This window comes from Pseudomonas sp. So3.2b (assembly GCF_019464415.1).
In the GTDB taxonomy this organism is placed as follows: domain Bacteria; phylum Pseudomonadota; class Gammaproteobacteria; order Pseudomonadales; family Pseudomonadaceae; genus Aquipseudomonas; species Aquipseudomonas shahriarae.
Map to the genome: position 1 here is coordinate 3708122 of NZ_CP080494.1, position 22599 is coordinate 3730720.

At 60.8% G+C, this 22599-nt stretch carries 17 protein-coding genes; 8 read left to right on the plus strand and 9 right to left on the minus strand.

What is annotated here, in order from left to right; translation table 11 throughout:
- The first annotated feature begins 55 nt into the window (after nt 1-55).
- Together K1X80_RS16420 and K1X80_RS16425 are read left to right on the plus strand one after the other, a co-directional pair.
- Nucleotides 56-892 (plus strand): 5'-nucleotidase, lipoprotein e(P4) family, encoded by an 837-nt coding sequence (locus tag K1X80_RS16420; RefSeq protein WP_169989991.1) that lies wholly within the window; start codon nt 56-58, stop codon nt 890-892.
- 1057 nt (nt 893-1949) lie between these two features.
- Nucleotides 1950-2912: an IS110 family transposase gene (locus K1X80_RS16425; protein ID WP_076965387.1), complete on the plus strand. Its 963-nt coding sequence runs from the start codon at nt 1950-1952 to the stop codon at nt 2910-2912.
- A gap of 208 nt (nt 2913-3120) precedes the next feature.
- Here the strand turns inward: K1X80_RS16425 and K1X80_RS16430 are convergent, their stop codons facing one another.
- Complete coding sequence (locus K1X80_RS16430) at nt 3121-3888, minus strand: AraC family transcriptional regulator (RefSeq protein WP_169960901.1); 768 nt, start codon at nt 3886-3888, stop codon at nt 3121-3123.
- Between the two features lie 200 nt (nt 3889-4088).
- Here K1X80_RS16430 and K1X80_RS16435 point away from each other — a divergent pair, with 200 nt between their 5' ends.
- The 5 genes from K1X80_RS16435 to K1X80_RS16455 are packed head-to-tail and all read left to right on the plus strand — an operon-like array spanning nt 4089 to nt 10551.
- Complete coding sequence (locus K1X80_RS16435) at nt 4089-5705, plus strand: APC family permease (RefSeq protein WP_120733440.1); 1617 nt, start codon at nt 4089-4091, stop codon at nt 5703-5705.
- A gap of 26 nt (nt 5706-5731) precedes the next feature.
- The gene (locus K1X80_RS16440) at nt 5732-6658 is read left to right on the plus strand and encodes a 4-hydroxyproline epimerase (RefSeq protein WP_057959897.1); all 927 of its coding nucleotides are present in this window, start codon (nt 5732-5734) and stop codon (nt 6656-6658) included.
- Between the two features lie 44 nt (nt 6659-6702).
- Nucleotides 6703-7650, plus strand: a complete 948-nt coding sequence (locus tag K1X80_RS16445; RefSeq protein WP_057441006.1) for a dihydrodipicolinate synthase family protein — start codon at nt 6703-6705, stop codon at nt 7648-7650.
- 55 nt (nt 7651-7705) lie between these two features.
- Nucleotides 7706-9277 (plus strand): aldehyde dehydrogenase (NADP(+)), encoded by a 1572-nt coding sequence (locus tag K1X80_RS16450; RefSeq protein WP_220172296.1) that lies wholly within the window; start codon nt 7706-7708, stop codon nt 9275-9277.
- A gap of 2 nt (nt 9278-9279) precedes the next feature.
- Complete coding sequence (locus K1X80_RS16455; RefSeq protein ID WP_220172297.1) at nt 9280-10551, plus strand: FAD-binding oxidoreductase; 1272 nt, start codon at nt 9280-9282, stop codon at nt 10549-10551.
- A 20-nt stretch (nt 10552-10571) separates the two neighbouring features.
- Here K1X80_RS16455 and K1X80_RS16460 read toward each other — a convergent pair whose 3' ends face one another.
- The 4 genes from K1X80_RS16460 to K1X80_RS16475 all read right to left on the minus strand — a co-directional run bounded on the left by K1X80_RS16460 (nt 10572) and on the right by K1X80_RS16475 (nt 15694).
- A complete protein-coding gene (locus K1X80_RS16460) occupies nt 10572-11699 on the minus strand; it encodes a fimbrial protein (protein ID WP_057959900.1) in 1128 nt (375 codons plus the stop codon).
- Nucleotides 11696-14155, minus strand: coding sequence for a fimbria/pilus outer membrane usher protein (locus K1X80_RS16465; RefSeq protein ID WP_309500895.1), 2460 nt, complete (start codon nt 14153-14155; stop codon nt 11696-11698). Before K1X80_RS16465 ends, K1X80_RS16460 begins: the two co-directional genes overlap by 4 nt.
- A gap of 171 nt (nt 14156-14326) precedes the next feature.
- Nucleotides 14327-14992, minus strand: coding sequence for a fimbria/pilus periplasmic chaperone (locus K1X80_RS16470; RefSeq protein WP_307830297.1), 666 nt, complete (start codon nt 14990-14992; stop codon nt 14327-14329).
- A 153-nt stretch (nt 14993-15145) separates the two neighbouring features.
- The gene (locus K1X80_RS16475; RefSeq protein ID WP_057959903.1) at nt 15146-15694 is read right to left on the minus strand and encodes a fimbrial protein; all 549 of its coding nucleotides are present in this window, start codon (nt 15692-15694) and stop codon (nt 15146-15148) included.
- Between the two features lie 252 nt (nt 15695-15946).
- On the opposite strand from K1X80_RS16475, the gene K1X80_RS28235 reads away from it, so the two are divergent.
- Nucleotides 15947-16081, plus strand: coding sequence for a hypothetical protein (locus K1X80_RS28235; protein ID WP_258571518.1), 135 nt, complete (start codon nt 15947-15949; stop codon nt 16079-16081).
- 14 nt (nt 16082-16095) lie between these two features.
- Here K1X80_RS28235 and K1X80_RS16480 read toward each other — a convergent pair whose 3' ends face one another.
- The 4 genes from K1X80_RS16480 to K1X80_RS16495 all read right to left on the minus strand — a co-directional run bounded on the left by K1X80_RS16480 (nt 16096) and on the right by K1X80_RS16495 (nt 22269).
- Nucleotides 16096-18444, minus strand: a complete 2349-nt coding sequence (locus tag K1X80_RS16480) for an ATP-binding protein (RefSeq protein WP_220172298.1) — start codon at nt 18442-18444, stop codon at nt 16096-16098.
- A complete protein-coding gene (locus K1X80_RS16485; RefSeq protein WP_081044264.1) occupies nt 18441-20828 on the minus strand; it encodes an ATP-binding protein in 2388 nt (795 codons plus the stop codon). Before K1X80_RS16485 ends, K1X80_RS16480 begins: the two co-directional genes overlap by 4 nt.
- Nucleotides 20825-21490, minus strand: a complete 666-nt coding sequence (locus K1X80_RS16490) for a response regulator transcription factor (RefSeq protein WP_057959906.1) — start codon at nt 21488-21490, stop codon at nt 20825-20827. Before K1X80_RS16490 ends, K1X80_RS16485 begins: the two co-directional genes overlap by 4 nt.
- 113 nt (nt 21491-21603) lie before the next feature.
- The gene (locus K1X80_RS16495; RefSeq protein ID WP_057959907.1) at nt 21604-22269 is read right to left on the minus strand and encodes a response regulator transcription factor; all 666 of its coding nucleotides are present in this window, start codon (nt 22267-22269) and stop codon (nt 21604-21606) included.
- Between the last annotated feature and the right edge of the window lie 330 nt (nt 22270-22599).

Here is a 22599-nt window from a genome sequence, read left to right on the forward strand (position 1 = left end):
ATTAGGCTAATGTGCTGGCCCTGAGCGCCCCTTCACTCTTGAGGCCGAGCCTTTCATGCGCAATCTCACCTTCGCCAGCATCTGCCTGTTCTCTTCACTATTGGTCGGTTGCCAACAGCATCCACCGGCCAACGACCAACTGGATGCGGTGCTCTGGACCCAAACCTCCATCGAGCATGAGTTGATCTATCGCCAGGTGTTTGCCAACGCCACCCGCCAGCTCGACGTGGCCCTGGCCAGCAAGGACTGGGACGCCCTGCCCTTTGCCCCACGCAACCTCAGCGGCCTGCCGCCGGCGGTGATCGTCGATATCGACGAAACCCTGCTGGACAACGTGCCACTCAACGCGCGGGACATCATCAACAACCAGGTCTACTCCTATGATCGCTGGAACACCTGGGTCGACCAGGCCAAGGCCAAGGCCCTGCCCGGCGCCATGGCGTTTGTGCAGGCGGCGCAGCAACGCGGGATCAAAGTGTATTACCTGACCAACCGCGAACACAGCCAGGTCCAGGCCACGGTCGCTAACCTGCGCCTGCGTGGTTTCCCGGTGGACAGCAACCAACAAATACTGGCGGCCGCCACCCCGACCGGCCATTGCGAACAGGCCGGCTACGGCAAAAACTGCCGCCGCCAGTGGGTCGCCAGCCAGGCGCGGGTGCTGTTGATGGTCGGGGATTCCCTGGGGGATTTCGTCCAGGCCGAACACAACACCCTGGCCGCCCAACACCGGGCGGTCGAGCCCTATACAGGCTGGTTCGGCCAGCGCTGGTTCCTGCTGCCGAATCCCACCTACGGCAACTGGTACAGCGCACCCTACGCCGACCGCGAAGAGATTCCATTTGAGCAGAAGCGCTTTTTCAAGCGTGAGGCCCTTCAGTTGCAGCAATGAAGATCCAAGGTGGCAGCTGAAATGCAACCCTCCACCCGCTGAAGATCGAGGTGGGAGCTGTCGAGCCCCGGCGAGGCTGCGATGGCGGCAGCATTGCGGGGGTTGATGTTGGCTGAACTACCGCTATCGCAGGCAAGCCAGCTCCCACCTTGGATCCTCAGTACATTGAGTACCGGATGCATCCTGCAATGGCAGCTGAAACGCAATCCTCCAGACCCTGAAGATCGAGGTGGGAGCTGTCGAGCCCCGGCGAGGCTGCGATGCCGGCGGCATTGCTGGGATTGATGTTGGCTGACCCGCCGCTATCGCAGGCAAGCCAGCTCCCACCTTGGATCCTCAGTACATTGAGTACCGGATGCATCCTGCAATGGCAGCTGAAACGCAATCCTCCAAACCCTGAAGATCGAGGTGGGAGCTGTCGAGCCCCGGCGAGGCTGCGATGCCGGCGGCATTGCTGGGGTTGATGTTGGCTGAACTACCGCTATCGCAGGCAAGCCAGCTCCCACCTTGGATCCTCAGTACATTGAGTACCGGATGCATCCTGCAATGGCAGCTGAAACGCAATCCTCCAAACCCTGAAGATCGAGGTGGGAGCTGTCGAGCCCCAGCGAGGCGGCGATGCCGGCGGCATTGCTGGGATTGATGTTGGCTGACCCGCCGCTATCGCAGGCAAGCCAGCTCCCACCTTGGATCTTCAGTACATTGAGTACCGTATGCATCCTGCGGTGGCAGCTGAAATGCAATCTTCCAAACCCTGAAGATCGAGGTGGGAGCTGTCGAGCCCCGGCGAGGCGGCGATGGCGGCGGTATTGCTGGGGTTGATGTTGGCTGAGCTACCGCTATCGCAGGCAAGCCAGCTTGTATGGTTAGACTTGTAGGGGTGGTGGGACTAAAAGCCAGCATCTGACTCTAGCCAGTACAGACCGTGGGAGACTTCGTCCCACCCCTTCACCAAAGCGCCGATAAGGAATGCATCGGCCATGACCGACGATAGAAGCAAGCCAGCGCAACGGTGAAGCCCCGACAAGCCCGTAAACCCTAACCCGGAGCTTTTCTCATGGCAATGACTGTCTCGCAATCAATCATTGGAGTGGATGTCGCTAAAGCCGAAGTAGTTGTTTATCAAAGTGAAACTGCTGAAACAAAGATCGTATCGAACAAGAAAAGCGAGCTGAAGGCATGGCTGAAGTCTTTGCCTGCGGGCAGCGCCATCGCAATTGAAGCCACCAATATCTATCACGTGGATACCGTCAATTTGGCTCATTCGATGGGCCATATCGTTTACGTGATTGATGGATATCGCCTTAGCCATTACCGCAAAGGCACAGGTGGTCGCGCTAAAACAGACTTCAGTGATGCGCAGTTGCTGGCTCGCTACTTGAAGAATGAACAGGCTGATTTACGCGCCTGGAATCCGCCGCCGAAGATTTATACCAAGCTTCAAAGCTTGCTGCGTCGACGCGCAGCGCTGGTGAAAATGCGTGTTGCACTGAATCAGAGCTGGGCGGGCGAGCCATCACTCAAGGCCTCGTCCAAGAGCATTTCAGCGTGTCTTGATAGGCATGAGGGGCTCATTGAGAAAAGGATATTAGATGCTGTTACTGAGGCGGGGCTTTTGCATCAGGTCAAGCGCTGCCAAGCCGTCGAGGGCATTGGTTTTCTGACAGCGGTTGCCCTGGTAATGGCGTTTCAGCGAGGAGAATTTGAAAGTGCTGACGCTTACATCGCGTTCTTGGGAATGGACTTGAGAGTATCCGATTCCGGGCAAATGAGCGGACGCCGCTCATTGAGCAAGAAGGGAGATTCAGAGATACGCAGATTGCTGCATAACGCGGCGTCAGCAGGTATCAGGTCAGAAGCCTGGAAACCTTTATACGAGGGTTATCTGGCCAGGGGCCTGAAAACGACTCAAGCCCTGGTCATCATTGGCCGCAAGCTGGCGCGCATCGCCTTTTCGCTCATGAAAAACCTGAGCGAATACCAGTCAAAAGCGGTTTTGGGGGCTTCCCCAAAACCATAGAATCTCCCACATTGGATCTTCAGCACATTGAGCATCGTATGCATCCTGCGGTGACAGCTGAAATGCAATCCTCCACCCCCTGAAGATCGAGGTGGGAGCTGTCGAGCCCCAGCGAGGCTGCGATGGCGGCGGCATTGCTGGGATTGATGCTGGCTGACCCACCGCTATCGCTGGCAAGCCATCTGTCACAGGGACTTGCGCCCACTCCTTAGCTGGTGGCCTGCCGATACTGACGCGGCGTAAAGCCAGTCAATGCCTTGAACTGGCGGGTGAATGCACTGTGGTCGGTGTAGCCGCATTGCAGGGCCACTTCGGTGATCGGCAACTCGGTGTGCAACAGGCGATGGGCATGTTCCAGGCGCACTTTCTGGATCATCTGCCGGGGTGTCAGATGGAATACGCGCTTGCAGTAACGCTCCAGTTGCGCCACCGAGATGCCGGCGATGCGTGTCAGTTCGCCGAGGGTCACGCGCTGGTTGAAATGGGCGCGGATGTGTTCGTCCACCGCCGCCAGGCGCTGATAGGCCGGGTGGGTCTCGCTGGCGGATTGCAGGTCGACCGAAATCCCAGCCAAGCCGATGATCGCCCCCTCGCGGTTATACAACGGCCATTTGTGGGTCAGGCACCAACCGGGTTCACGGCTGCCGTACAGGTGCAACTCCAGTTGGTCCTCCAGTACCAGGCCCTGTTCCAGTACGCGCCGATCCTGTTCGGTATAGCCCGGCCCCAACTGCGCGGGGAACACTTCGGCGCTGGTCTTGCCCAGTAACGGGCGCCGGTCTTTCAAGCCACAGCGCTGCACCAGGGTGTGGTTGGCCATGACATAGCGCGCCTGCACATCCTTTATAAACATCGTCGCATTGGGGATCACGTCGAGCATCGGTAACAGCATGGCCACGCCCGCCAGCAGCTGTTCGAGGCTGTGGGGGCGCTGCTCATCGCCCTGGCACAGGGCTGCAAACGCGTTGTGCATCATGCCGCTCACCGCCTCGTTTATCGCCTCGCCGGGCCAGCAGATTGCCCGATGGCCGGGGCCCTGTCGAGTGCCGTTGCCCACCTGGCAATTGTGCTGAATTCGTCATTGATAGCCGCGCAAAACATCAATCGCCAGCGCGCCGATGGGTTCACTGTAGCGCCACTGCATGCCTATCCAATAACCCACAAGAAGGCGCCGCTATGTCAGCCCAAGGCAAGTTCAAGAAACAGCTGTCTCTGATCGACCTCACCTTTATCGGCCTGGGAGCCATCTTCGGTTCCGGTTGGTTGTTTGCCGCCAGTCACGTGTCGTCCATTGCCGGCCCCGCGGGGATTTTTTCCTGGTTGCTCGGCGGTTTTGCCGTGCTGTTGCTGGGCATTGTGTATTGCGAATTGGGCGCCGCCCTGCCCCGTGCCGGGGGCGTGGTGCGCTACCCGGTGTATTCCCACGGCCCGCTGCTGGGCTACCTGATGGGCTTTATCACGCTGATCGCGTTTTCCAGCCTGGTGGCGATTGAAGTGGTTGCCGCAAGGCAATATGCCGCCGCCTGGTTTCCCGAGTTGACCAAGGCTGGCTCCAGCGACCCCACCCCCCTCGGCTGGCTGGTGCAGTTCGGCCTGCTCTGCCTGTTTTTCGTGCTCAATTACCGCAGCGTCAAGACCTTCGCCATCGCCAATAACCTGGTCAGCATTTTCAAGTTCATCGTGCCGCTGCTGGTGATTGGCGTGCTGTTCACCTTCTTCAAACCGGCCAACTTCCACTCCCAGGGGTTCGCGCCGTTCGGCCTGTCGGGGATTGAAATGGCGGTGTCCGCCGGCGGGGTGATTTTTGCCTATCTGGGGCTGACGCCGATCATCTCGGTGGCCAGCGAAGTGAAAAACCCACAACGCACCATTCCCATTGCCCTGATCCTTTCGGTGCTGCTGTCCACGGCAATTTATGTGCTGCTGCAAGTGGCCTTCCTCGGCGGCGTGCCCACCGAAATGCTCGCCAATGGCTGGGCCGGCATCAGCAAGGAACTGGCCCTGCCCTATCGCGATATCGCCCTGGCCCTGGGCGTGGGCTGGCTGGCCTACCTGGTGGTGGCCGACGCGGTGATCTCCCCCAGCGGCTGCGGCAATATCTATATGAACGCCACGCCACGGGTGATCTATGGCTGGGCGCAGACCGGCACCTTCTTCAAGATTTTCACGCGTATTGATGAGAAATCCGGCATCCCGCGCCCGGCGTTGTGGCTGACCTTTGGCTTGTCGGTGTTCTGGACCCTGCCGTTCCCGTCCTGGGAAGCGCTGATCAATGTGGTGTCCGCCGCCCTGGTGTTGAGCTACGCCGTGGCCCCGGTGTGCGTGGCTGCGTTGCGACGCAATGCACCGGACATGCCGCGCCCGTTCCGGGTCAAGTGGATGAGTGTGCTGGGCCCGCTGTCGTTCATCATCGCCGCGCTGATCGTCTACTGGTCGGGCTGGAACACCGTGTCCTGGCTGCTGGGCCTGCAAATCGTGATGTTTGTGGTGTACCTGCTGTGCCGCCGCCTGGTGCCGACCCAGCACCTGAGCATCGCCCAGCAAGTGCGCTCCAGCGCGTGGCTGATCGGCTTCTACGCCGTGACCATGGTGCTGTCGAAACTCGGTAGTTTCGGCGGCCTGGGCGTGCTCAGTCATCCCTTCGACACCCTGGTCGTCGCCGCCTGCGCCATGGGCATCTACTACTGGGGTGCGGCCACCGGCGTGCCGGCGCACTTGGTAGAACTGGAACACGAAGACGACGAAAGCGAAGCCGTGCTGCCCACTACCGGCATGCACCCGGCGAACGCGTAATTGGCCAATCACCAAGGAATAGCTGGATGAAACGACTGCATGTGATTGACTCCCACACCGGCGGCGAACCGACGCGCCTGATCATCAATGGCTTCCCGCAGCTGGCCGGCCAGACCATCGCCGAGCAGCTCGAGAGCCTGCGCACCGAGCACGACCCATGGCGCCGCGCCTGCCTGCTGGAGCCCCGTGGCAACGATGTACTGGTCGGCGCTCTGTACTGCGAGCCGGTCTCGCCGGGGGCCACCTGCGGGGTGATTTTTTTCAACAACGCCGGCTACCTCGGCATGTGTGGCCACGGCACCATCGGCCTGATTGCCTCGTTGCACTACTTGGGCCGCATCGCGCCAGGGGTGCACAGCATCGACACGCCGGTGGGCCAAGTCAGCGCCACCCTGCATGAGGACGGCGCGGTCACCCTGCGCAACGTGCCCGCCTATCGCTATCGCCAGCAGGTGCCCGTGGATGTACCGGGGCATGGCCGGATCTACGGCGATATTGCCTGGGGCGGCAACTGGTTTTTCCTGGTGTCCGAGCACGGCCAGGATGTGCACATGGCCAATGTCGAGGTCCTTACCGACTTCACCTGGGCCATGCTCAAGGCCCTCGAAGCCCAAGGCATCCATGGCGCAGACGGCGCGTTGATCGACCATATCGAACTGTTCGCCGATGACGACCAGGCCGACAGCCGCAACTTCGTCATGTGCCCCGGCAAGGCCTACGACCGCTCGCCCTGCGGCACGGGTACCAGCGCCAAGCTGGCGTGCCTGGCCGCCGATGGAAAGCTTCAGGCCGGTGAGCCCTGGGTACAAGCCAGCATCACCGCCAGCCAATTCGAAGGCCGTTTTGAATGGGAGGGCGAACGCATCCGCCCCTTCATCACCGGCCGCGCCTATATGACCGCCGACAGCACCTTGCTGATCGACGAACAGGACCCCTTCGCCTGGGGCATTTGAGCACCCGGCAGCGTTACAACAGACCCTTCCAAGGAGATAGAACCATGAGCGATAACATTTTCACCGGCTGCATCCCTGCCCTGATGACCCCGTGCACCGCCGAGCGTCAGCCGGACTTCGACGCCCTGGTCGCCAAGGGCCGCGAACTGATCGACATCGGCATGAGCGCCGTGGTGTATTGCGGCTCCATGGGCGACTGGCCGTTGCTCACCGAAGCCCAGCGCCAGGAAGGCGTGGCGCGCCTGGTGGCTGCGGGCATCCCGACCATTGTCGGCACCGGGGCGGTCAACAGCCGTGAAGCAATATCCCATGCCGCCCACGCCGCCAAGGTCGGCGCCCACGGTTTGATGGTCATCCCACGGGTGCTGTCCCGTGGCGCTTCGGCCACTGCGCAAAAGGCCCACTTCGCGGCGATCCTCAGCGCCGCACCGAACCTGCCGTCGGTGATCTACAACAGCCCCTACTACGGCTTCGCCACCCGCGCAGACCTGTTCTTTGAACTGCGTCGCGAGTACCCGAACCTGATCGGCTTCAAGGAGTTCGGCGGCGGCGCCGACCTGCGCTATGCGGCCGAACACATCACTTCCAAAGACGATGACGTGACCCTGATGGTCGGTGTCGATACCCAGGTGGTGCACGGTTTCGTCAACTGCAACGCCACCGGCGCGATCACTGGCATCGGCAACGCCCTGCCACGGGAAGTCCTGCAACTGGTGGCCCTGAGTAAGAAGGCTGCCAAGGGCGATGCCAAGGCCCGGCGCCAGGCCCGGGAGCTGGAAGCGGCGCTGGCGGTGCTGTCGTCCTTCGATGAAGGCTGCGACCTGGTGCTCTATTACAAGCACCTGATGGTGCTCAATGGCGACCTGGAATACAGCCTGCACTTCAACGACAGCGATGTGCTCAGCGATGCCCAACGCCGGTATGCCGAGCACCAGTACGCGCTGTTCCGCCAGTGGTACGCCAACTGGTCGGCAGAACAGAACGTCGACTGACTGCTCGTACGCCGCTGCTACACAGCGGCGTCCCTTCTTTTTTCAGGAACAGGCCATGACTCTGACAGGCAATATGCTGATCGGTCAGCACTCCATTCCCGGCACCCGCACAGCCATCCGTGCGATCAACCCAGCCACCGATGCTGCGCTGGAGCCGGCCTATCCCGGCGGTTCCACCGAGCAGGTGGCCCAGGCTTGCGCGTTGGCGTGGTCAGCCTTCGACAGCTACCGCGAGACATCCCTGGCGGCGCGTGCTGAATTCCTCGAAACCATCGCCAGCGAAATCGAAGCCCTCGGCGATGAACTGATCGAGCGTGCCGTGGCCGAAACCGGCTTGCCCCACGCGCGGATCCAGGGCGAACGGGGCCGCACCTGCCAGCAACTGCGTACCTTCGCCCGCACCGTACGCGCTGGCGAATGGCTGGACGTGCGGGTCAATGGCGCCCAACCAGGCCGCCAGCCCCTGCCCCGTGCCGACCTGCGCCAACGCCAGGTGCCGCTGGGCCCGGTGGCCGTATTCGGCGCCAGTAACTTCCCGCTGGCGTTCTCGGTGGCCGGCGGTGATACCGCTTCAGCCCTTGCCGCCGGTTGCCCGGTGATCGTCAAGGCCCACGGCGCCCACCCCGGCACCAGCGAACTGGTGGCCCGCGCGCTGGCCCGTGCCGTGAAGCAGTGTGGTCTGCCCGAGGGCGTGTTTTCCCTGCTGTACGGTTCCGGACGCGAAGTGGGGATTGCCCTGGTCAGCGACCCAAGGATCAAGGCAGTGGGATTCACCGGTTCGCAAAGTGGCGGTATTGCCTTGTGCCAGGCGGCCCAGGCACGGCCGGAGCCCATTCCGGTGTACGCGGAAATGAGCGCCATCAACCCGGTGTACCTGTTTACGGGCGCCCTCAAGGCGCGCGGCGAAGCACTGGCACAAGGGTTTGTCGCCTCATTGACCCAGGGCGCCGGGCAGTTCTGCACCAACCCCGGCCTGGTGATTGCGGTTCAAGGTCCGGAACTGCAGCAGTTTGTCAGCCTCGCCAGCGACTTGCTGCAACGCAGCCCGGCGCAGACCATGCTCACACCGGGCATCTTCCAGGCCTATGAGGCGGGCGTCAGCGCACTGGCTGAGCATGCCCACTGCCTGGCCAGCGGGTTGCCGGCGCAAGGGCCGAACCAATGCCAGGCGCAGCTGTTTACTACCCACGCGCAAGACTTCCTTACCAACCCGCATTTGCAGGCCGAAGTCTTCGGCGCCGCCTCGCTCCTGGTGCAGTGCGCCGACAACGCGCAAATGCGCCAAGTGACTGAGCACCTCGAAGGCCAGTTGACCGCCACCCTGCACCTGGATGAGGGGGATGTTGAACAGGCACGGGCATTGCTGCCGGCACTTGAGCGCAAGGCTGGCCGGCTGCTGGTCAACGGCTGGCCGACCGGGGTCGAGGTGTGTGATGCCATGGTGCATGGCGGGCCCTTCCCCGCGACCTCGGACTCGCGCTCGACCTCGGTCGGCACCGGCGCGATCCTGCGTTTCCTGCGGCCGGTGTGCTACCAGGACTTCCCCGACAGCCTGCTGCCCGACGCACTGAAACAAGGCAACCCCCTGCGGCTGCGACGCTTGCTCGACGGCCAGAGAGAAGCCTGATCATGCTCGACAATCGTCAAACCGAGATCGACATCGCGGTGGTCGGCGCCGGCATCATCGGCGTCGCCTGCGCGCTGCAACTGGCGCGCCAGGGCCGGCGCGTGGTGGTCATCGACCAGCAGGAACCGGGGATGGGCGCCTCGTTCGGCAATGCAGGGCATTTGGCCACCGAACAGGTATTCCCCATCGCCGACCTGTCGATCCTGATGCGCCTGCCCGCGATGCTCATGGACCCCATGGGCCCACTGCGCCTGGACTGGAAATACCTGCCCCGTGCGCTGCCCTGGTTTGCTCGGCTATTGTTAAACCTGCGCCCCGCCGCCTACCAGCGCACGGTCGCCGGTATCCGTGCCCTCAACGAAAGCAGCCTGGGCGCCTGGCAGCGCTTGTTGGCGAACATCGACCGGCCACAGTTGATGCGCGAGGACGGCTCGCTGCTGGTGTTCGAGCGTGCCGAATCGCGGAAAGCAATTGAGGGTTTGCAAGCGCGCATGACCCAGCAGAACGTGCCGGTGGACTGCTGGTCGGCCGACGCCGTGCAGCAGGCCGCACCGCAATTGAGCGAGCGGATCCAGGGGGGATTGTTCTTTCCCCGCACCGGGCATTTCCTCGACCCGTATCGCGTGGTGTGCGAACTGGTCGAGGCCGCCAAGGCCAGCGGCGTGACCTTTCTCAAGCGCCAGGTCCGGGACGGCCAGCTTCAGGCCCAGGGCGTTGCACTGATCACCGACCAGGGCCGCTTGGCCGCACGCCAGGTAGTGATCGCCTGCGGCGCCCACTCGGCCAGGCTCACCCAAGCGCTGACCGGCAAAAAGGTGCCCCTGGACACCGAGCGCGGTTATCACCTGATGCTGCCCCATGAACAAGATCGCCTGCCCTTCGCCGTCACCTCACTGGAACGCAAGTTCATCATGACGCCCATGAGCGATGGGCTGCGGCTGGCCGGCACCGTGGAATTCGCCGGCCTCGACCGCCCGCCAAACATGCAGCGCGCCTGGCAATTGCACCGGCTCAGCCACGGCCTGTTGCGTCACGAATTGAGCGCTGAGGACGCCACGCCGTGGATGGGCTTTCGGCCGTCGTTGCCGGACTCGCTGCCGATCATCGACCGGGTGTGCGACGGCAGAGTGTTGCTTGCTTTCGGGCATCAACATTTGGGGTTGACGCAAGCGGCCGTCACCGCCGAACTGATCGCGCAGTGGGTATCGCCGATTTATGTGCCTCAGCCCCAGGGATTGCCGGCATTGGCGGCCTATCGGCTGGATCGGTTCTGACGCAGACCTAGCAGGAGCAATCACTGGTAAATAATCGTAAACGTCGCCGAGGCATTCGCCGGGCCGGGGGTTACCTTGCTCGCCGTCTGCAGGTAGCGGGCGCGCAAGGGGATCGTATAACTCCCCTCGTTGGGGCGCAGGGTGAGGCCGCTGCTTTGGTTGGTTCCAAGGATGACCGAGTTGCCGTTGCGGTTCTGCACCTGCACGCCAACCCCTGTGGCGGCGGGCGCACTGCCCGTGGCGCCAGGGTCGAGGCTCAGTACACCGTTATTCGTGTTGATCGCCGTACGCGCGGGGTCGATGCGGTACTGCAGGGTGTTACGCACCAGAGAGCCACTGCCGATGTTCGTACCAGAAGGAAAATTTCCACTTTGCGATGACCAGGCCGGCCCCGTTGTCGTATAGATCCCGTTGAACGCCGGGCAGTCATTCAAAGCGATGGAAAAATCCGTCCAGCCCGTGCTGCTGTTGAGCCCGGTGAACTTGGAGGTCAGATGAGAGCCCATGGGCACCGAGACATCCGGTGTACGGCAGGTACTCGAGACAATCTGGATATTGCCGGAGATCCCCATACTGAAGCCGCGCATTCTCGCATCGCCGAAGTTGCCGTACAGACTGACGACCGGCAACGTATTGCCCACCAATACACCAGGCGTTACATCGCCCAGTTTGATCAAGATCAGCTCAAAGTTCGAAGGCCCGTCAAATGGGACCACACACCTGTAGCCAGATGTGCATGTGGTCCATGCCTTGCCAGATTGCCTTGGCAGCAGGCCGCCCGAGCTGTTGAAGGCAACCCCCAGCCCAGGAATGCTGGTTCTATAGACCTTGTTGGCGTAGGTCCCGCTGGACACATTGGCCATGGGATAACGGGAGTCGACTGTCATCTCAGTCCACTGCTGATACGGGGCATAGAGGCATTCAAGCTTGGGCGCCTGGCCCGCAGCCATGCTGAAGCGCTGACGATATACCTCGGTACCCACCGGCAGATCGCGCCCGATAGTGATCGCCGAAATCTGCAATGGCATGGAGCCCACGGCCGGCTGGATACCCTCCATGTAGGTGCAAGTGACCGCCATGGCCGTCCCCGCCGCCGCCCACAATGCCGCGACGGCCAGGCCCGCCTTGATCAAAGCGCCAATGTTCATAACTGTACCTTTTGAAGAGTGTTGGGCTGCACGCTGCCAGCGACTTGCTTACCGGCCGCACAAACCGCGTCTACCTGTTGCAATTGCTGCCCTTCGCCGGGGCCCGCCGGGATGACCAGTGCGCACTGTTGATGGGTCTTGCTTCCCCAGTTGATCAGTAACTGACGGGTTTGCGGCTTGATCCGTGCGTAGAGCTGGCCACCCTGCCCGACCACGCCGACCGAGGTGCCGTCGATATCTGTCACGCCAGCACCAAAGGGCAGGCTGCTGCCATCGTCGAGGCGTACGTTGAGCAACACTGCGCGGCCCTGGTTGGTGGTGTACTTGAGGTGCACCACCGCACCGGCGCGCGGGGCCACCTGTTGGCTGGTTTCGCTGAGTTCGACGTCCAGCGAGCTACCAATAGGGTCGATTGCCACTTCGTTCAACTCATATGGCCGCAGGTACGGAACCACGGCATTGCCGCGGCTGTCGAGCTTGAGGCCAGGGTAGCCGGACACCTTGGCCCCCTGCGCACCCGGGGCACTGACCACCGCCATGGTTTCACCGCGATAAGGAGTCATGGTCACCCCATCGGCATGCGCCACCACGCTGCCGCTCGCGCCCACCGAGGCGCTGGTGTAGCCATCACCGCGTCCCAGGGCAGCGCTGAGCATGGCGCGCGCGCCGGTGTATTGGCCATTGAGGGCCGCGCTCTTGCTGTTACTGGCACCGTCATGGCCGACCGTCGCGCCATAGCCATATTGACGGTCCTCGCCAGCGGTGCCGCTGATGCCGGCCTGCTCGCTGTAGTTGCCTTGGGAGTCACGTCCTACCTGTGCGGTCATTTGCGGGCTGAAGCCTGGACCGCCAAATTCCAGAGGCATGCTCATGGTCAGCAAAAAGCTGTTTTCCATGTCCCCCAGGCCCATGCGGCTGCGGTTGGCGTTCACACTGAAGCTGATGCGATTGAACTGCTTGCTGTAGCTGAACTGGTACTGCAAATCACTGCCCGGCAGGTTCCAGTAGTTCTGCGCATAGCCGCTGATTGCCACTTGCCCCCACTCCCCCAGGCTCTGGTCGGCGGTGACCGAAAAGCGACTGCGCGGGCGCCCGAACATGCTGGTGTCCCACCCCGTTTTCTCGGCATCGAGCAGTTGCATGGCGTTACTGAAGTCCAGGTATTCGCTGGTAGAAAAACGATAAGCCGCAACGGTGAAGTTACTGCCCGTGCTGAGCACATTTTTGCTGTAGGACACCCGCATGCTCTGCCCTTTGGCGGCACCAGTGGCCAGGTCGGTCTGGGCGTGAGTCAAGTCGATGGCCATGGCACCGATCGGCGTGCCAAACGCCAGGCCGGTGAGCACGGCGGTGTAGTCATCGCTGGACTGCATCCCGGCAAATCCGGTGAACGTATTGTTCAGGCCATATTGCACAGTGCCTTGTAGCAGGCGCGATTGCTTGTCGACGTAGTTATTGCGGGTCTCGCCTGCGGTCAGGCTGAAGCGCGAGGTACCGGGGCGCAGCAACTGGCTGACCGAGGCATAGGGCACGATGAAGTTCTGCTCGGTGCCGTCGGCTTCCGCCACGCTGACACTGAGGTCGCCGCCATAGCCGGTTGAATACAGGTCATCAATCACAAATGCCCCGGGAGCCACGGTGGTTTCCAGCAGGATGTTGCCGGCCTGGCGAATGGTCACACGGGCGTTGGTGCGGGCAATCCCACGGATCACCGGGGCATAGCCGCGCATGGAGTCGGGCAGCATGCGGTCGTCACTGGCCAGTTGCACACCACGGTAGGACAGGGTGTCGAAGATCTCGCCGGAGGTGTTGGACTCACCCACCGTCAGTTGGCTTTTCAACGCGGTGATGTCGCGTTGCGCATAGGAGTCCAGGGCTTGGTAATTATTGCCCTGACGTGACTGCCAGCTCATCGACGCGTTGTGGCGCAGGCGCCAGTCACCCAGGTTGAGGCCGGTGTGCAGGCCCAGGAATGCCGAGTCAGAGTTGCCACTGCGGGTACGGTTACGGCTGCCATTGAAGCTGTAGCTGAGCATGCCTGCGGTCACGCCGCGATCCCACAGTTCCGGGCTGACGTATCCTCGGGCATTGCGCCGCAGCGCCGCCTGGGGAATGCTCAGGTCGAGGGCCTGGTTTTCCGGTGAAAAATTCGCGGTTGCACCCGGGATCAGACTGCCCACGGCGGCACAGCCCTGGCTGTCCAGCGCCAAAGTGCTTTCAGGCGCCAGCTTGCTCATCTCCACACCCTGACGCTCAAGCAAGCCACGCGTCATGCAGACCACCGGCTTACTGCCGTCGGCCTGGGCGTCGATGCGAATGTCCTGGCGGCTGTTCAACTGGCCGTTAAGCACTACGTCTGCACGGTATTGCCCGGGCATCACCGGGTTGCCGGTCTGGTAGGCGCCCAAGTCGAGATTGCGCGAGTCTTCAGGCAGGAACGCATCGTTGAACTGCACCTCTTGCGCCAGCGCACCCTGTATACCCCATGCACCAGGGGCGATGGCCAATACCCTGAGGATCAAGGCAGAGAGCGGATTCAAGGCGAAGCAAGGCCGCGCCCGCAGAGAAAGCCTGCAGCTGGAAGAGGTCGACATAAATGACTCGCGACTAAAAAACTTGAGGTTTAATCAGGGCTTGAGTGCTTTACGGGTCGGGATCAGTGCGCCGTAATCGTTGATAGCGCTGAACTCCACCTGAGCACCCGCAGCCGGTCGGACCTTGAGCGTTGGGAGCACAAATTGGCGGGTTTCACCCGGAGCGATCATGCCGTCTTCACTGCGCTCACGCTGGGCGCCAGCCACCAGTTCCAACTCGATCAGCGAAACATGGAACGCCGACGGATTGAAGGCCTGCAAGGCCAAGCCTTGCCCATCGCGTGCGGGCACCAATTGCCACTGCACCTGCTCGATCGCCTCGCTGGCAGTGCCTGGCAAGCCGGTCGGGCGATAAAACAATTTGATCCGCGAACGGAATGCCATTTGCAGCGTATTGATATCTGCACCCGCCTCGGGCTTGGGTGGAATTTCCAATACGTTGAGCCAGAACACCGACTCTTTGTCCTGGGCCATGGGAGCCCCGGTAAACAACACCCGCAGGCTTTGGCCCTTGGTCGGATCGATGCGCGCCACCGGCGGTGAAAGCAGGAACGGCGCCTTGGAGCTGGTCGGAGTCGACTCAACGCTGCCGGTGTCGATCCACGACTGGATCAGCGCTGGCTGCGTGCCGTTGTTGTTGAGTTTTACCGTGATTTCTTTCTGGTCCGCCGGGTAGAGCAGGCGGGTTCCGGTAATCACTACACCCCCGATAGCCTGGGAACACGTCAGTGTCACAAGGCTTGCCAGGAGCAATTGTCTGAGGGCAGATGTGCAAGGCATTACGTAATCCCGTTGCTGCCTGGAAGCACGCCCTTTTGTCACTGAACAGGGCGTGTGTCCATGAGCGGCGACTTACTGATAATTGATGGAGTAAGTCACGGAGCCAACTACGGTACCCGGAGTGGTCGGGGCTTGAGCGTAGTACTGGACAGCGTATGGCAGGATGGCGGCCTTGGAGGTTGCATCGATGGCAATACGGCTGGTGGAAGTGACCTGCGCAGTGTTGCCGGCCTTGATCGCGTTGCCATTGGTTGCGTCAACCAATTGCAGCTGAACCTGGGTGGCAGTACCGCTCACGTTCTTCAGGTTGCCGCTGGTTGCATCAACGCTGCCGCTCGACTCAAAGAATGCAGCAGCTGTTTTCAGCGCGGCAGAACAATCGCTCAGCTCGATATTGAAACCGGTCTGGCCTGCCACTTGGCCTTTTGCTCCCAGGGCAGCGGTAGAGACGGTTGGCAGCGTGACAGTCGACGGGCTCGCACCAGCCGCGCCGTTAACCGCAACCTTGCAGGTTTCGGCTTTCAGTTCGCCGTTGAAATCGATTTTGCCGTCTGAAGCCAGAGCAACGGTAGAGGCGGTGGCAGCGACCAGTACAGCGAGGGCGCGAGCTTTGTAATTCATGAGTAACTCCGAGAGAGCGATGTTCTACAGTAAGTTATAAAGCTTCCGTTTATCGGAGAGCTTCTGTGCTGTTGCGGGGCTGAGTTTAGGGAGCCCACATCGAACTCAATATAGGAGCGCTCTGAAAAACAATTGAGCACGGAAAATTCCCAACAATTAAAACCACTATAAAACTTACTGTCGCACTGCACTATTTAATGGAAAAACATTAGTAACCCGTCTATAGGAGCACTCCTAAAAACAGGCGCTGCAATGTTTATCAATGCAGAAGCAGCGAACAACCGGTGGCCGCCATCGAGTTTTATCGAGGCGGTGAGGCAGATGTTGCGGCAGGGCATGCAATTCGCGGCGATTGCCTCATTCCCAGATCAGCCTGTCCTGCTGTGAAGCCCCTACTCTACCTAGGCTCCGCAGGGAAGCCCGGCCCTGTGCTCAAGCAGGCTACGGGCATGGCCCGCAACCGCTTCTGCTGGCCAGTTCACTTCGTCCTGCAACAGCACTTCGATACGCTGCGCGGTGGCCGCGAAGTCCTCCCAGCCGACGTCCAACGCGGCAGTGCGCAGTCTGTGTAGCGCCTCCAGCGCCATGCCGCGATCGCGCAGGGCAAGTAGTTCTATGAGGCGGTTAAGTTCCTGGCGCACAGCCTCCGGCGACCCTGGAGTTTCCAGGTACTCTGCAACTTGCGGCGCCGGGGTTGCTTCGCACCAGAGTTCAATCATCTGCTGCAACATGGCCTGTTGGACCGGTTTGCTCAGTACACCATCCATACCGGCATCGAAACAACGTTGCAGGTATTCATTCCCGCTAAATTGCGAGAGCGCGATGATCGGGCAATATGAGCGTTCCTGTTGGAGCTGCGACTCACGAAACGCGCTGACCATGCCCTCGGCGTCGCCCTCTGGCGAGTCACAGTCGATCAGCACCATATCGACCCGGTGCGCACTGAACAACGCCACCGCCTGGTCGGCATCAGCCGCCAGCAGCGCCGCGCAACCAAGGCTGTCGAGTTGTGCCTGCAACACTTGCCGACTGGGTAGCGAGTCGTCCACCACCAACACCTGCAAACCGTTAGCCGATTCCGCGCTCGGCGCAGGCTCAGGTGCCGGCAGTTGCGGGGAAACAGCCCGCTCAACTGGCAACCACACCTCGACCTGGGTACCGACCCCCTGCAAGCTGCTGAGCACCAACCTGCCGCGCATCAAGCTGACCAGGCGCCGGCAGATCACCAGGCCCAGGCCGGTACCGCCAGTGCGCCGATAGGATTGCTTGGCCTGGGCATACGGCCGGAACAGCGAGGCTTGCGCCTGCTTGGACAAGCCTATGCCCGTATCGATGACCCGGATCACCAGCTGTCGCACCTCGACCGCAGGCTTTTCCAGCTGTTGCAACTGCACCTCTACCCGGCCCACATCGGTGAACTTGACGGCGTTGCAGATCAGGTTGCGCAGCACCTGCGCCAGACGCAGTTCGTCCAGCAACAATGGGGCGCCGGGACGCTCGCCGGTGACGAGCAGCTCAATGCCCTTTTCCTGTGCTTGCGCTCGATGCTCATCGACTATCCGCAAGACCAGCGCCCATAGGTCCACCGGTTCAAGATTGAGGGCCAGTTGCCCGGCTTCCATCTTGGAGATATCCAGCACATCATCCACCAGCCGCAGCAAGGTATTGGCGCCGCTATTGGCCAAGCTGGTGAAATGTCGCTGCTGCTCATCGAGCGGGGTGTGCTCCAGCAGTTCCACGGCGGCCAACACTGCGTTCATCGGCGAACGCACTTCATGGCTGATGACCGCCAGGAACATCGCCTTCTCCCGTTCGCTGTTCATGGCCTGGCGCCGTTGCAGGCGACTTTGCACGACCAGCCCGACGAGCACTGCCACCACGGCCAGCAGCAACCACAGCTCACCTTGGTAGTGCTCGGCAATGGCCTTGACGGTGGGAATATCCAGGTCCATATCCACAAACCAGGCGTCATAGATCGCCTTGCGCTCTTCGCCGCTGATGGACGCCAGCACCTTGTCCAAAATAGACAGCAGGAGTACATCGCTGTCACGTACTGCCATGCTCACGCCGGTATGCAGCGACGGCAGCACCCCAGAAATCTGCAGTACCCCATGATATTGGCGGGACAGGTAGGGAATCAGCAGCCATTCCGAAGCAATCGCCGCGTCCGTGCGGCCGTCCTTGACCATCGCCATCATGTCCAGCGCATTCAGGGCTGAAACAATGGTTATCCCCGGGGCCTTACGCTTCAAAAAAGCGACGTAATCCTCCTCACGCCCCAGCACCACCACCCGCTTGCCGGCGAGTTGCTCCAAGTCGGCAAACGGTTGATCGTCAAAACGGCTGACCATAACGGTCGAGCTGGTGTTGTAGGGCGTGGTGTAACGCAGCCCGAGATCCTTTGCCGGGTCATCATCCCGGCGCCGGGTGGACAAGATATCGACTTCGCCGCTGATCAGCATGTCCTTGCGGGCGCTGCGCGTAGTGGTGGTGACGGGTTCGAAATACAGGCCCGTGCGCGATGCAATCAACCCCAGGTATTTGGCTGACAACCCTCTGAGTTGGCCATTGCTGATGTATTCAAAAGGCTGCAAGTTATCGAATACGCCAACACGCAGCACCGGATGGGCGGCAATCCAATCACGCTCCTGCTGGGTCAAGTCCAGCGGCGTCGGGCCTGCCTGCACCCCGACGCCCAGGTTTCCCAACACGAACGCTATCAGCAGCAGGCGTAGCAATTTGGCGTTCATCGCTGGGTCACCCGCGAGGCACGCGCGGGCGGCAGCACTTCCAGGGGAGCATCCCCGCCCAAGGCCCGCCAATGCTCAACCAACGCCCGCAGGGCCTGGGCGTAGGCCGGGCAATCCCAGCCCTCCTGCGCGCGCAGCAGGCGCTCCAGATGCTCGGCACTCTGCCCCAGGGCCAGCCACTCCATAATCAGCGCAGCACCGTGCAGACGATGGGCAACGTGGACGGCGCTGGGGCGGTCACAGAGCGCTATGGCCTTGATCAGGCTCCCCAGGTCACTGGCCATCTCCCGATTGATCGCCGCCTGATCCAGTTGAGGGGCCATCAGGCTCGCACGAGGTGCAGCCAGGGTGACGTCGCACCAGCGCTCGATCACTTCGCGCAGTTGCCCAAGGCGTATCGGCTTGCTCAATGCGGCGTCCATCCCAGCATCCATGCAACGTTTGAGGTGCTGTTCACCGGTCAGGGCAGAAATGGCAATGATTGGGCAGCGTGGACGCCCCAAGCCGCGCTCGAACTCACGCAGTTCGCGAACCAGGCTGTAACCGTCCTGGTCCGGCAGGTCACAGTCCATCAGAATCAATTGGTAGGCCTGCTGCACGAACAAGCTGTGGGCCTGGGCGGCATCGGCGGCGATCACCGCCTCGCAGCCAAAGCCGCCGATCTGCGCCCGCAGCACTTCCTGGTTGGCCAGGGTGTCTTCCACGACCAGGATTTGCAGGCCGTCCGTCTCGGCCTCTGGCGCGGACTGCTGAACCTGCGGTGGTTCAGCAGTCTGGGGGGCAACCGTTACCGGCACGCAGAGGATGAAGGTCGTGCCAACCCCCGGCTCACTGCTGAGTGTCAACGACCCCTGCATCAAGTTCGCCAGTTGCTGGCAGATCACCAGGCCCAGCCCGGTACCACCGGAGCGCTTGTAGGATTGACTGGCCTGGGCATATGGCCGGAACAACGACGCCTGTACCGCTTCACTGATACCGATCCCGGTGTCGCGCACCTTGACTTGCAACTGTTGACCACCGGCCGGTAGGGCCAACAGGTACAGCTTGATGTCGACACCGCCGACATCGGTGAACTTGATGGCATTGGAAAGCAGGTTATGAAGAATCTGCGTCAGGCGGGAGCTGTCGAGTAACAGCAAGGGCAGCGCGGTGTGGATGCTCACATTCAGGCTCAGGTGCTTTTCCCGGGCGCGCAGGCGGTGCAAGCCAACTACACCCTGCACCAGCGCCGTCACATCGGTCGGTTCAATGCTCAGGCGCAACGCCCGCGCACCCGAGCCTGGCGTGTCCAGCACGTTATCCAGCAAACGCACCAACGCATTGGCGCCGCCATTGGCAAGGTGCACAAAGTGGCGCTGCTGTTCATTGAGCCGGGTGTGCCCCAATAACTCCATGGCCGCCAGCACGGCATTCATAGGCGAACGGATTTCATGGCCCATGACCGCCAGAAACATGGTTTTTTCCTGCTCGTTGCGCACAGCCTGACGCCACCGGAGATGGCCGCGATAGACCAGCACACACAGGCTGGCCAGCAGCAACGCCCCCATGATCAGTACATGCCAGTAGTGGCTGGAGACGGCAACCAGGGTTGGAACATCCAGACCCAGGTCGTGATACCAGTGCTCGTACATCTCATTGCGTTGCTCGGCAGTGATCGAGCCCAGGACTTTTTCGAGGATCGAATGCAGCAGCGCTTGGTCCGAGCGAACCGCCATGCTGACATCCAGCATCTGGCTGCCGACCACACCTGAAGCCTCCAGGATGCCCTGGAACTGGCGGTACAGATAAGGCATCAGGAAGATTTCCGTGGCAACGACCGCGTCAGCACTGCCGTCCCGGACGCGGGTCAGCATCTCCAGGGCCGATTTGCTTTTGATCAGCGTGACCTCGATCCCTGATGCTCCGACGATCTCTTCGTAATGATCCACGTCGGGAACCATCACGGTTTTGCCATGCAGTTGGTCGAGGTCGAAAATATCCGGGTCTTCGAAGCGCGTCACGATGATCGGCGAGGTGGTCTGGTAGGTCAGCAAGGCAAGGCCCTTGGTGGCCGGCTCAGTCCTGAAACGCAAGTAAGAGGACAGCAGATCCACCTGGCCATCGAGGAGCATTTGCTCGCGTATCTCAATGGTCTTTCCCGGGACATAGGTGAATTCAAGGCCGGTGGCATCGGTCACCAATTGCAGGTAATGCGCTGAGCGTCCCTGCAGGGTGCCATCACGCATGTACTCAAAAGGTATCAGGTCTTCGACCACGCCCACCCGCAACACCGGATGCTGCTGTATCCAGCGCTGCTCCTGCTCGCTCAGTTGAACCGGGCCAGCAGCGAAGACGGTCCCTCCAAGCGACCACAACAGCACGCCCCCCAGCCACCACCGCCTCATGGCGAGCCAATGATTTTGTTGAGCTTGAACAGTTCGTTGTTCGACGTAACCCCCAGCTTGCGAAACGCCGTGGTTTTCTGGGTGCTGATGGTCTTGATGCTGCGATTGAACTTCTCGGCAATTTCAGTGATGGTCATGCCCGCCAGATAACAACGAATGACCTCCTGCTCGCGACTGGTCAACTCCGCCAGGATCAGGGCGTCGGGCACTTCGCCAGGGCCTTTGCGGGTATCACTGGTGACGGTTTCGGCCAGGCGATAGGTCATGTCAGGACTCAGGTACACCGCCCCCGACGCCACTTTGCGAATGGCCTTGACCAACTGGTCCATGTCCTCACCCTTGCCGACAAACCCGCGGGCTCCGACACGCATGGCCAGGCCCACGGTCGCCGGGTCGTGATGGGTGGACAACACAAGGATGTGGCTAGCAGGAAACTTGACTCGCAAGGCACGGATCAATGACACGCCGTCCAACTCCTCGGGACTCAGGGAGAAATCCAGTAGCAGCAAGTCTGCAGGCGCTGTGGCGAGACCGGCAATCAGGTCGCGGCTGCGCTCATAAATGCCTACTACTTCAAAGTTCGCCTCGGCCGCCAGGGTATTGGCCAGACCATGTCGAACAACCGCGTGATCATCCAACAAAGCAATACGTATAGATTTCATTATGATCGAGCCCACTCAACCCAGCGCAAACCGCGCTGCCGAAAACAGGGATACCCAACGATAGAACAGTATATGCAATAACCGGCAAATGACACGGCGCCAACCCGCCAGGTTCAGATACCTTCAATGAGGTGCTTGATCTTGAATAGCTCGTTGTTCGATATCACACCCAACTTGCGAAAAGCCGAAGCCTTTTGGGTGCTGATGGTCTTGATGCTACGGCTGAATTTCTCAGCAATTTCGGTGATGGTCATACCCGTCAGATAACAGCGAATCACTTCCTGCTCACGGGCAGAGAGACTGACAAAGCGCAACGCATCCTCGCGATTGCGCGCCTCGCCGTCATAGTTGACCGCAGTGGCTTCGGCAACCCTGTAGGCCATGTCCGGGCTCAGGTAAACCGCCCCCGACGCCACCAGCCGGACGGCGTCGACCAACTGGCCCATGTCTTCACCCTTGCCGAGAAATCCCCGGGCACCGGCACGCAAGGCCAGGATCACGGTAGCGGCGTCATGGTGCGTAGAGAACACCAGGATGCGGCATTGTGGAAACTTCACCCGTAACGCTCGAATCAGTAACACGCCGTCCAACTCGCTGGGCCCCAGGACATAGTCCAGCAACAGCACCTGCGCCGGGTCCTTGGCCAACCCTGCCAACAGTTCACGCGTCCGGGCGTAGACACCGACCACTTCAAAATCAGGTTCCTGCAGCAATCGATTGACCAGGCCATGTCGCACGATTGCATGATCATCCAGCAAAGCAATTTGTAAGCGTTTCATAGATCACAGGACACTCTGTATAACGAGCAAAAAGATGAAAAATAACGCTATTTCATCATTGGTAAGTTGCCGCCAGGGAAGACGGACCTACAACATCAATTCCATCCGTGCAACTGAGCCATCGCACATTAAAAACAAACAGGCGAACTTTCGATCAGGCAATACAACACCCACCGGCAAACTTTAAGTTGCCAGGCAAGTAGTCGACTTTTTGAGATTCAAGACATCCAGCAGTGGTTATCGAATGGGCAGAGCAGTTAACTCCAGCGGCATACAATATAAAAAAATCGATGATGGAAATTTAAGGCCATGACGAAACAATTGAAATAA